The sequence below is a fragment of the Bradyrhizobium sp. STM 3809 genome, assembly GCF_000239795.1.
GTDB lineage: Bacteria > Pseudomonadota > Alphaproteobacteria > Rhizobiales > Xanthobacteraceae > Bradyrhizobium.
On sequence record NZ_CAFJ01000700.1, the window covers coordinates 1 to 9,765 of the forward strand.

The window sequence follows — 9,765 nt, forward strand, 5'->3', positions numbered from 1 at the left end:
ATTTCGGTGATTGCGACCGAGCGGCAGCAGCTCTTCTGATGCACGCGGCGGTGCTCGCATGGGTGCGTATTCTTGATCGCATATTCAGAGCGAGTCGGCGTGGGGCTGCAGGCTCCGACCGCCGGACGCTACCGAGACTTCGCTGCGGGCCGACGGGGCGCAGGATGTCATCGTGACGCCGCCGCCTATGCGGCGATGTCGGCGGAGGTGATGCGCTTGACGCCGGCCGCGGCCATGTCGGTCCAGGCCTTGGCCAGCGAGCCCTGGGTGTCGATGCCGCGGCAGGCGTCTTCGATCACATAGGTGTCGAGGCCGGCCTTGCGCGCGTCGAGCGCGGTCCAGGCGACGCAGAAATCCGTCGCCAATCCCGCCACGAACACCGTGGTGATGCCGCGCGCATTGAGATAGGCCGCGAGCCCGGTGCTGGTCTTGCCGTCGGCCTCGGTGAACGCCGAGTAGCTGTCGACGTCGTTGTGAAAGCCCTTGCGCAGGATGAGCTCGGCCTGGGGGATCGCGAGGTCCTTCGACAGTGCCGCGCCGTCGGTGCCCTGCACGCAATGATCCGGCCACAGCACCTGCTTGCCATAGGCGAGATCGACCAGCTCGAACGGCTTCTTGCCGGGGTGAGTGGAGGCGAACGAGACATGGGCCGGCGTATGCCAGTCCTGCGTCAGCACGACGTTGCTGAACGACTTCGCGACCTTGTTGATGATCGGCACGACCTGCTCGCCGTCCTTCACCGCGAGGCTGCCGCCCGGGAGGAAGCAGTTCTGCACGTCGATCACGAGCAGCGCGGCTGCGCCATCCGGCTTGATCGCCGCGGCGGCGCGCGCCTGCTCCGCGACCGCTGCCGCAAAGGCCGTGCTGCCGAGCAGCCGGAGGATCTGCCGTCGGTTCATGTCATTCCCCCCGTTCGAGACGTTTCGGGGATCATAGACCGAAGATTGCTGCGAGAGAAAGACGCAATCGGAGCGGCAACCGCATGCGTCCAGCGCCGCGGCTAGCCCTTCGGCTGGATCCCGTCGCGGACCGCGCGGAAGCGCGGGAACGCCGCCGACCATTGGTCGCGCGGCGCGCTGCCGATGATCCGCAGCGTGCTCGGGCCGCCGAAGCGCAGCCATTGCACCACGGTGACCGGCGTATTGTCCTTGCCGCTGATGGCGTCGATGCGGGTCTCATAGGCCGGCAGGCCGTCGATGCGGATCGGTTCGGACATCGTGATGCGGGCTTCCCGGACGCCCGGAATCGTGGTCGCCGCCTGCTGCGCGACGCGGCCGCGGTCGGAGGCCTCGGGCGCGCCGCCGGCCACCAGCCCGATCACCACGAACGGCGCCGCCTCGAAGCCCTTCTCGTCGTCGCCATCGGCCAGGATCAGCGCGCCCGGCCCCAGCGTGCGGACGGTCTTGAAGCCGGCGAGCTCGGTGACGTTGAACGGCATGGTCGATAATTGCTCATCGACCGGGACGTCCTTGCGGACCACGGCCGAGGCGAACATCTGGCGCACGGCATCGTCGGTGTAGATCTTGCCTGCGGCCTCCGGGACCTGCACCGCCACATAGCCCGAGAAGCCGGCGCCAGGGAGGATCATCGAGTAGCGACGCACCGGCGTGGTGCCATCCCGCCCGTTCTCCACGGTGTAGTAGGCCGTGCCGGCCGATGTCTCGATGCTCTCCGGCTTGACGTTGCCGGTACCGGCCGGATTGGCGGTGAACGCGTTCTTCACCTCGCCATAGGCCTTGGCCGGCAGTTCGGTCAGCAGCACCTTGACGCTGCCATCCTCGGTCTCGAAGCCCGGGAAGGTCTTGGCCTTGGCCAGCCCGACCAGCGGCGCAAGCCCGATGCGGACGCCGGGCGGGAAGATCGCGTCCGCTGCCTTGGCCGGTCCGAGCAGGGAGATCGATACCAGCGCCGCTGCGACAAGTCGGAAGAACATCATGAAGAAGCTGCCTCGTTCATTGACCCAGTTCGACCGCCAGCATGGTCCCCGCAATGGCCGCCTCGAACGAGACGCCTTTTAGCGGGTTTGCCGCCCCGGCAACAGGCCGACGGGTGCGACCAGAGGTTCCGTCCGGAGATGGCCGCGCTGACGAACACGGCGCTGGAATGATGAAGCGACAGCCGATCCCGATCCCCGGCCGTTATGGCCTTGCTAAGCATGATCGCGGTCGCCGGGAGCCTCAGGGAGGGCGACTTTGCGGCCCGATGGCGCGCCATTCATGTCGGTTTGCGGCTGTCGAGCCGCCGGCGCCGGCGGCTCCGGCGGTGCCATCCGCATCTGTTCTGGGGGCGTTCGAGCAGCGCCGAAAAATCCGCGGTTTTTCCGCGCTCGCAGGTCTTCTCCGGTCCTTGCGGGTGCCTCCCCCCCTCCTATATGACGCTCATCGTCGCAATATCGCGAGCATTTGATCTGAGGGGGTTTTGGATGGGGGCGCCGTCAGGGCCCCACCCAACCTGCCGCAAAAAGAAGGATATGAGACCATGGGAAAGGTCATCGGGATCGATCTCGGCACCACGAATTCGTGCGTGGCCGTCATGGACGGCAAATCGTCGAAAGTCATCGAGAACGCCGAGGGCATGCGCACCACGCCGTCGATCGTCGCCTTCAGTGACGATGGCGAGCGGCTGGTCGGCCAGCCGGCCAAGCGCCAGGCCGTCACCAACCCCGAGCGCACCTTCTTCGCCGTGAAGCGCCTGATCGGCCGCCGTTACGACGACCCGATGGTCGAGAAGGACAAGAAGCTCGTCCCCTACAAGATCGTGAAGGCCGGCAACGGCGACGCCTGGGTCGAGGCCGACGGCAAGACCTATTCGCCCTCGCAGGTCTCCGCCTTCATCCTGCAGAAGATGAAGGAGACCGCTGAGGCCCATCTCGGCCAGAAGGTCGACCAGGCCGTCATCACCGTCCCCGCTTATTTCAACGACGCCCAGCGCCAGGCCACCAAGGACGCCGGCAAGATCGCCGGCCTCGAGGTGCTGCGCATCATCAACGAGCCGACCGCGGCGGCGCTCGCCTACGGCCTCGACAAGTCGAAGTCCGGCACCATCGCGGTGTACGACCTCGGCGGCGGCACCTTCGACGTCTCGATCCTGGAGATCGGCGACGGCGTGTTCGAGGTGAAGTCGACCAATGGCGACACCTTCCTCGGCGGTGAAGACTTCGACATGCGTCTGGTCAGCTACCTCGCCGACGAATTCCAGAAGGAGCAGGGCATCAACCTGCGCAACGACAAGCTTGCTCTGCAGCGCCTCAAGGAAGCTGCCGAGAAGGCCAAGATCGAGCTGTCGTCGACCACGCAGACCGAGATCAACCTGCCCTTCATCACCGCGGACCAGTCCGGTCCGAAGCATCTGACGATGAAGCTGACCCGCGCCAAGTTCGAGGCGCTGGTGGCCGACCTCGTCGAGAAGACCATCGAGCCGTGCCGCAAGGCGCTGAAGGATGCCGGCCTGACCGCCGGCGAGATCGGCGAAGTGGTGCTGGTCGGCGGCATGACCCGCATGCCGAAGATCCAGGAGATGGTGAAGCAGTTCTTCGGCAAGGAGCCGCACAAGGGCGTCAACCCCGACGAGGTGGTGGCGATCGGTGCGGCGATTCAGGCCGGCGTGCTGCAGGGCGACGTCAAGGACGTGCTGCTGCTCGACGTGACCCCGCTGTCCCTGGGCATCGAGACGCTGGGCGGCGTGTTCACCCGCATCATCGACCGCAACACCACGATCCCGACCAAGAAGAGCCAGGTGTTCTCGACCGCCGAGGACAATCAGAACGCGGTCACCATCCGGGTCTTCCAGGGTGAGCGCGAGATGGCGGCCGACAACAAGATGCTCGGTCAGTTCGACCTGATGGGCATTCCGCCGGCGCCGCGCGGCATGCCGCAGATCGAGGTGACGTTCGACATCGACGCCAACGGCATCGTCAACGTCTCGGCCAAGGACAAGGCCACCGGCAAGGAGCAGCAGATCCGCATCCAGGCCTCGGGCGGTCTGTCGGAAGCCGACATCGACAAGATGGTCAAGGACGCCGAGGCCAATGCCGCGGCCGACAAGAAGCGCCGCGAGGCGGTCGACGCCAAGAACCATGCCGACGCGCTGGTGCATTCCACCGAGAAGGCGCTGGCGGAGCATGGCTCCAAGGTCGCCGACACCGAGCGACGCGCCATCGAGGACGCCGTCAGCGACCTGAAGGAAGCGCTGAAGGGCGACGATGCCGAAGCCATCAAGGCCAAGACCAACACCTTGGCCCAGGCGTCGATGAAGCTCGGCGAGGCCATGTACAAGCAGCAGGCCGAGAGCGACGCGGCCCGTGACGCCGCCAAGGATGACGTGGTCGACGCGGAGTTCACCGAGGTCGACGACGACAAGAAGAAATCTGCTTAATCGACGGTAGAGGCCGAGAGCCATGACCCCCATGCCAAAGAGCGCTGTCGGCGTCTCGTTGGATGGGGGTCATTTCATTGAACCGGCGCGCGGTGCGCGCGCGAGCCGTTGAGGTCTGACGATGTTCGGGCGGGTTTGATTGATGTCCACCAAGCGCTGCTACTACGAGACCCTGGAAGTCGAGCGCGACGCCGACGAGACCAAGCTCAAGGCCGCCTTCCGCAAGCTCGCGATGAAATGGCATCCCGACAAGAATCCGGGCGACGCCTCCAGCGAGGTCAAGTTCAAGGAAATCAACGAGGCCTATGAGGTGCTGCGCGACGCCGACAAGCGCGCCGCCTACGACCGCTACGGCCATGCCGCGTTCGAGCAGGGCGCCGGCGGCGGCCCGCACGGCTTCGGCGCCGGCTTCGCATCCTCCTTCTCCGACATTTTCGAGGACCTGTTCGGCATGGCCGGACAGCGCCGCGGCGGCACCGGCCGCGAGCGCGGCGCCGACCTGCGCTACAACATGGAAATCACGCTGGAGGAGGCCTTCCTCGGCAAGACCGCGCAGATCGAGATCCCGGTCTCGGTGACCTGCGAGCCCTGTTCCGGCACCGGCGCCAAGGCCGGCACCAAGCCGAAGACCTGCGCGATGTGCGGCAGCGCCGGCCGCGTCCGCCAGGCGCAAGGCTTCTTCACGCTGGAGCGCACCTGTCCCGGCTGCCATGGCCGCGGCCAGATGATCGAGGATCCCTGCCCGTCCTGCTCCGGCTCGGGCCGGGTGACGCGCGACCGCACGCTGTCGGTGAACATTCCCCAGGGCGTCGAGGACGGCACCCGCATCCGTCTCGCCGGCGAGGGCGAGGCCGGCCTGCGCGGCGGTCCGCCGGGCGACCTCTACATCTTCCTGTCGCTCACCCCGCACGAGTTCTTCCAGCGCGACGGCGCCGACCTGCATTGCCGGGTGCCGATCTCGATGGTCACCGCGGCGCTCGGCGGCGAGTTCGAGGTGCCGACGATCGACAACGGCAAGACCAAGGTGAAGATCCCGGCCGGCGCGCAGTCCGGCCGCCGCTTCCGGATCGCGTCCAAGGGCATGCCGGTGCTGCGCTCGCGCCAGACCGGCGACATGTATGTCCAGGTTGTGGTCGAGACGCCGCAGAACCTGACCAAGAAGCAGCAGGAGCTCCTCGCCGAGTTCGAGAAGCTGTCGTCCGGCGCCACCCAGCCCGAGGCGGCCGGCTTCTTCACCAAGGTCAAGGATTTCTTCGGCAAGGCCGCGAGCTGAGCGATCGGCGCGCGCGGCGGTCATCGCCGGGCGTCGTCCGCTCGGGCAAATGCCGCGTTTTTGCTGCTCCGCACATGCAAAAAATTATCACATTCAACTGTAAGTCCACGGACCCGGCAGCCTTAATCGTGAGTTACGGTTCGGCTTGACCGTCCCGCCCGCGACCTATACGTCTTTGTGACTCTTTTCTGACATCGCCGTGAAAACGGTCCCGTCTGGTACTGAGATGCCCCTGCAAACGTCCGTGCGTGCGTCGAAAAAGCCTCTTCGTCTGGACGACGAGGTGCGCTTCCTCCGCTCATGGATCGAGAAGCCGCTGCATATGGGCGCCGTGATGCCGTCGGGCCGGCTGCTCGCGCGCACCATGGCGCAATATGTCGATCCGCATGGCACCGGCCCGGTCATCGAGCTCGGGCCCGGCACCGGCGCGATCACCGCGGCCCTGGTCGAGCACGGGATCGATCAGAAACGTCTCGTCCTGGTCGAATACAATCCGAGCTTCTGCGCGCTGCTGCGCGACCGCTACCCGCACGCCAAGGTGGTGCAGGGCGATGCCTATCGCCTCCGTGACACGTTGTGGAACGTGCTGGGCGCCCCGGCTTCGGCGGTCGTCTCCGGCCTGCCGCTGGTGACCAAGCCGATGCTCACCCGCATGAAGCTGGTGCGCGACGCCTTCGCGGCGATGTCGCCCAACGCCCCCTTCGTGCAGTTCACCTATTCGGTCGTCCCGCCAATTCCGAAGTCGCTGCCCGGCGTCACCACCCAGGCCTCCGAGCGGATCTGGATGAACCTTCCGCCGGCCCGCGTCTGGGTGTATCGCAAGCCCTGACCGGCAGCCGCGGTTTTGCGCGGCGGGTCGCAGACCCGTCCGCCCGATGTCCGCCCTCAAGATCCTGATCATTCCCGGCTCGACCCGGTCCGGCTCCCACAACGTGCGGCTCGCCGCCACCGCCGCCTATCAGCTCGCGCAGGCCGGCGCCGATGTGACCCGCATCTCGCTCGCAGATTTTCCGCTGCCGCTCTATGAGGCCGATGTCGAGGCGGCCGCGGGCGTGCCGCGCGAGGCGGTCAACCTCAAACGCATGATCGCCGCCCACCATGGCGTGCTGCTGGTGACGCCCGAATACAATGCCTCGGTGCCGCCGCTGCTCAGCAACGCCATCGCCTGGCTGTCCCGCGTCGACGAGCCGCCGGAGGGCCGCGGCGGGGTGTTCCGCAACCGGCCGTTCGCGATCGCCGCGGCCTCCGAGAACCGCTTCGGCGGCGTCCGCGTGCTGTCCGCGCTGCGGCTGATGCTGACCGCGTGCAACGCCCCGGTGATCCCGAGCCAGCTTGCGCTTGCCTTTGCCGACAAGGCGTACAACGACATGGACCGGCTCAGGCTGCCGGCCGACGCCGCCGCGCTCGATGCGCTGGTGGGGCAACTGATCGAAACCGCCCAACAGACCACGTGAGGTGACATGCCGACCGAGATTGCCGCACGCGACCGCCTGATCGTCGCCCTCGATCTGCCCGGCGTGGCCGAGGCCGAAGCGATGATCGAGCGGCTCGGCGACAGCGTGACGTTCTACAAGATCGGCATGGAGCTGACCTATGCCGGCGGCCTCGGCCTCGCCGAGCGTCTCGCCGCGTCCGGCAAGCACGTCTTCATGGACCTCAAGCTGCACGACATCCCGAACACGGTCGAGCGCGCCACCCGCCAGATCGCCAAACTCGGCGCCCGCTTCCTCACCGTTCACGGATTTTCCCAGAGCATGAAGGCCGCGCTCGCCGGCGCCGCCGGCTCCTCGCTCGAGCTGCTCGCTGTCACCGTCATGACCTCCTACGACGATGCCGACCTCGCCGCCGCCGGCTACGCCATGACCGTCAAGGAGCTCGTCGCACACCGCGCCGTGCAGGCGAGAGACATCGGCATCCACGGCCTGATCCTGTCGCCGGAGGAAACGGCGCTGGTGCGCCCGCTGGTCGGCCCTGGCATGCAGCTGGTCACCCCCGGGATCCGTCCGGCGGGATCGGACGTTGGCGACCAGAAGCGCATCATGACCCCGGCGCTGGCGATCGCCGGCGGCGCCGACCGCCTCGTCGTCGGCCGCCCCGTGACTGGCGCGGCTGATCCGGCCGCGGCCGCCGAGAGCATCGTCGCCGACATCGACAGCGCGGTGGCGCTGGTCGGCAAGACCAATCGCGCCTAAGCAACAGCTGCTGACAACGAGGAGACCCCAGGGATGCCCAAGGCCTATTGGATCGCGCGGATCGACGTGCACAACATGGACGGCTACAAGGACTACGTCGCGCAGAACGGCGCCGTGTTCCATCAGTATGGCGCGAAATTCCTGGTCCGCGGCGGCCGGTACGAAATACGCGAAGGCACCTCGCGCTCGCGCAACGTCGTCATCGAGTTCAAGGACTACGAGACCGCGCTCGCGTGCTACAATTCCCCGGAATACCAGCGCCTGGTCGCGATGCGTTCGCTGCATTCGGAGGGCGACCTGGTGATCATCGAGGGCTATGACGGCCCGCAGCCCTGAGCCGCGCCGGCGTGACGGCGGCCTCGGTTGCCGCCGCCATCGGCCCCGGCTATAGCCCCTGGCGGGGCGGAGGAACGCGAGATGTCGAAGATGCGCTTGATCGTTGCAGGAGCCGGCGGCCGCATGGGCCGGGCGCTGGTGCGCGCCATCGCCGACAGCGATCATGCGGAGCTCGCGGGCGCGCTGGAGGCGCCGGGCTCGGATCTGATCGGCAAGGATGCCGGCGTGCTCGCCGGCCTGCCCGCCAACGGCATCAAGCTGTCGGCCGATCTCTGGGCGATGTCGGCCGAGGCCGACGGCATTCTCGACTTCACCGTGCCGGCCGCGACCATCGCCAACGTCGCCATCGCCGCCCAGCGCGGCATCGTCCATGTCGTCGGCACGACGGGCCTGTCGGCCTCGGACGATGCCGTGATCAAGAGCGTCACCACGCGCGCCATCGTCGTGCAGTCCGGCAATATGAGCCTCGGCGTCAACCTGCTGGCGGCGCTGGTCAGGCAGGTGGCCAAGTCGCTCGACACCGGCTTCGACATCGAGATCCTCGAGATGCATCACAAGCACAAGGTCGACGCGCCCTCCGGCACCGCCCTGATGCTCGGCCGCGCCGCCGCCGACGGCCGCGGCATCCCGCTCGACCAGCACTCCGCGCGCGGCCGCGACGGCATCACCGGCGAGCGCCGCACCGGCGACATCGGCTTCGCCTCGCTGCGCGGCGGCACCGCGGCCGGCGATCACAGCGTCATCTTCGCCGGACCCTCGGAGCGGCTGGTGCTGTCGCATCAGGCCGAGGACCGCATGATCTTCGCCCATGGCGCGCTCAAGGCGGCGCTGTGGGCCCATGGCAAGCCGCCGGGCCACTACACGATGGACGACGTGCTCGGCCTCAAGGACCTGTTCTAATCAAACCAAGTGGATCAGTTAGCGATGAGCGAACGTCTCCTGGTGCTGGTGCGCCACGGCCAGAGCGAGTGGAATCTCAAGAACCTGTTCACCGGCTGGAAGGATCCGGACCTGACCGCGCAGGGCGTCAGCGAGGCCCAGGAGGCCGGCCGCAAGCTGAAGGCGCAGGGTCTCACCTTCGACGTCGCCTTCACCTCCGAGCTGACCCGCGCCCAGCACACGCTGAAGCTGATCCTGAATGAGCTCGGCCAGCCCGGCCTGCCGACCAGCAAAAACCTCGCGCTCAACGAGCGCGACTATGGCGACCTCTCCGGCCTCAACAAGGACGACGCCCGCGCCAAATGGGGCGAGGACCAGGTCCTGATCTGGCGCCGCTCCTACGACGTCCCCCCGCCCGGCGGCGAAAGCCTCAAGGACACGCTCGCCCGTGCGCTGCCCTACTACGTGCAGGAGATCCTCCCCGGCGTCCTCCGCGGCCAGCGCACCCTGGTCGCCGCCCACGGCAACTCGCTCCGCGCCCTGATCATGGTGCTGGAGAAGCTCACGCCCGAAGGCATCCTGAAGCGCGAGCTGGCGACCGGCGTGCCGATCATCTACCGGCTGAAGGCGGATTCGACTGTCGAGTCGAAGCTGGACCTGGCGGGCTAGCCGAGCGCGCAAGACAAGCACGCTCGTCATGCCCGGGCTTGA

Annotated in this window: 10 protein-coding genes; 8 read left to right on the forward strand and 2 right to left on the reverse strand. The window is 67.3% G+C overall.

Features of this window, described 5'->3' with window-relative positions; all coding sequences use genetic code 11:
* Positions 1–185: 185 nt before the first annotated feature.
* Both pncA and BRAS3809_RS30680 read right to left on the reverse strand, forming a co-directional pair.
* Positions 186–899: a bifunctional nicotinamidase/pyrazinamidase gene (pncA, locus tag BRAS3809_RS30675; RefSeq protein WP_008965903.1), complete on the reverse strand. Its 714-nt coding sequence runs from the start codon at positions 897–899 to the stop codon at positions 186–188.
* A gap of 101 nt (positions 900–1,000) precedes the next feature.
* A complete protein-coding gene (locus tag BRAS3809_RS30680) occupies positions 1,001–1,936 on the reverse strand; it encodes a hypothetical protein (protein WP_008965904.1) in 936 nt (311 codons plus the stop codon).
* Between the two features lie 542 nt (positions 1,937–2,478).
* On the opposite strand from BRAS3809_RS30680, the gene dnaK reads away from it, so the two are divergent.
* From dnaK to BRAS3809_RS30720, 8 genes are all read left to right on the forward strand, one after another.
* Positions 2,479–4,374 carry a molecular chaperone DnaK gene (dnaK, locus tag BRAS3809_RS30685; RefSeq protein WP_008965905.1) on the forward strand — a complete coding sequence of 632 codons (1,896 nt, stop codon included), beginning with the start codon at positions 2,479–2,481 and terminating at the stop codon, positions 4,372–4,374.
* 142 nt (positions 4,375–4,516) lie between these two features.
* Complete coding sequence (gene dnaJ / locus BRAS3809_RS30690; protein WP_008965906.1) at positions 4,517–5,647, forward strand: molecular chaperone DnaJ; 1,131 nt, start codon at positions 4,517–4,519, stop codon at positions 5,645–5,647.
* 226 nt (positions 5,648–5,873) lie between these two features.
* Positions 5,874–6,476 carry a class I SAM-dependent methyltransferase gene (locus tag BRAS3809_RS30695; protein WP_008965907.1) on the forward strand — a complete coding sequence of 201 codons (603 nt, stop codon included), beginning with the start codon at positions 5,874–5,876 and terminating at the stop codon, positions 6,474–6,476.
* Positions 6,477–6,522: 46 nt separating this feature from the next.
* On the forward strand, positions 6,523–7,101 hold the full coding sequence (locus BRAS3809_RS30700) for an NADPH-dependent FMN reductase (protein ID WP_008965908.1): 579 nt from the start codon (positions 6,523–6,525) through the stop codon (positions 7,099–7,101).
* Positions 7,102–7,107: 6 nt separating this feature from the next.
* Positions 7,108–7,839 (forward strand): orotidine-5'-phosphate decarboxylase, encoded by a 732-nt coding sequence (gene pyrF / locus BRAS3809_RS30705; protein WP_008965909.1) that lies wholly within the window; start codon positions 7,108–7,110, stop codon positions 7,837–7,839.
* Between the two features lie 33 nt (positions 7,840–7,872).
* A complete protein-coding gene (locus BRAS3809_RS30710; protein WP_008965910.1) occupies positions 7,873–8,175 on the forward strand; it encodes a DUF1330 domain-containing protein in 303 nt (100 codons plus the stop codon).
* A gap of 81 nt (positions 8,176–8,256) precedes the next feature.
* Entirely contained in the window at positions 8,257–9,075 is an 819-nt protein-coding gene (gene dapB / locus BRAS3809_RS30715; RefSeq protein ID WP_008965911.1) for a 4-hydroxy-tetrahydrodipicolinate reductase, read from the forward strand.
* A gap of 24 nt (positions 9,076–9,099) precedes the next feature.
* On the forward strand, positions 9,100–9,723 hold the full coding sequence (locus BRAS3809_RS30720) for a 2,3-bisphosphoglycerate-dependent phosphoglycerate mutase (RefSeq protein ID WP_008965912.1): 624 nt from the start codon (positions 9,100–9,102) through the stop codon (positions 9,721–9,723).
* Positions 9,724–9,765 lie beyond the last annotated feature (42 nt).

Coding starts and splice junctions, on each gene's coding strand:
- BRAS3809_RS30695 (WP_008965907.1), top strand. CDS start 5,874: ATGCCCCTGCAAACGTCCGTGCGTGCGTCGAAAAAGCCTCTTCGTCTG.
- pncA (WP_008965903.1), bottom strand. CDS start 899: ATGAACCGACGGCAGATCCTCCGGCTGCTCGGCAGCACGGCCTTTGCG.
- BRAS3809_RS30700 (WP_008965908.1), top strand. CDS start 6,523: ATGTCCGCCCTCAAGATCCTGATCATTCCCGGCTCGACCCGGTCCGGC.
- BRAS3809_RS30720 (WP_008965912.1), top strand. CDS start 9,100: ATGAGCGAACGTCTCCTGGTGCTGGTGCGCCACGGCCAGAGCGAGTGG.
- dapB (WP_008965911.1), top strand. CDS start 8,257: ATGTCGAAGATGCGCTTGATCGTTGCAGGAGCCGGCGGCCGCATGGGC.
- BRAS3809_RS30680 (WP_008965904.1), bottom strand. CDS start 1,936: ATGATGTTCTTCCGACTTGTCGCAGCGGCGCTGGTATCGATCTCCCTG.
- BRAS3809_RS30710 (WP_008965910.1), top strand. CDS start 7,873: ATGCCCAAGGCCTATTGGATCGCGCGGATCGACGTGCACAACATGGAC.
- dnaJ (WP_008965906.1), top strand. CDS start 4,517: ATGTCCACCAAGCGCTGCTACTACGAGACCCTGGAAGTCGAGCGCGAC.
- pyrF (WP_008965909.1), top strand. CDS start 7,108: ATGCCGACCGAGATTGCCGCACGCGACCGCCTGATCGTCGCCCTCGAT.
- dnaK (WP_008965905.1), top strand. CDS start 2,479: ATGGGAAAGGTCATCGGGATCGATCTCGGCACCACGAATTCGTGCGTG.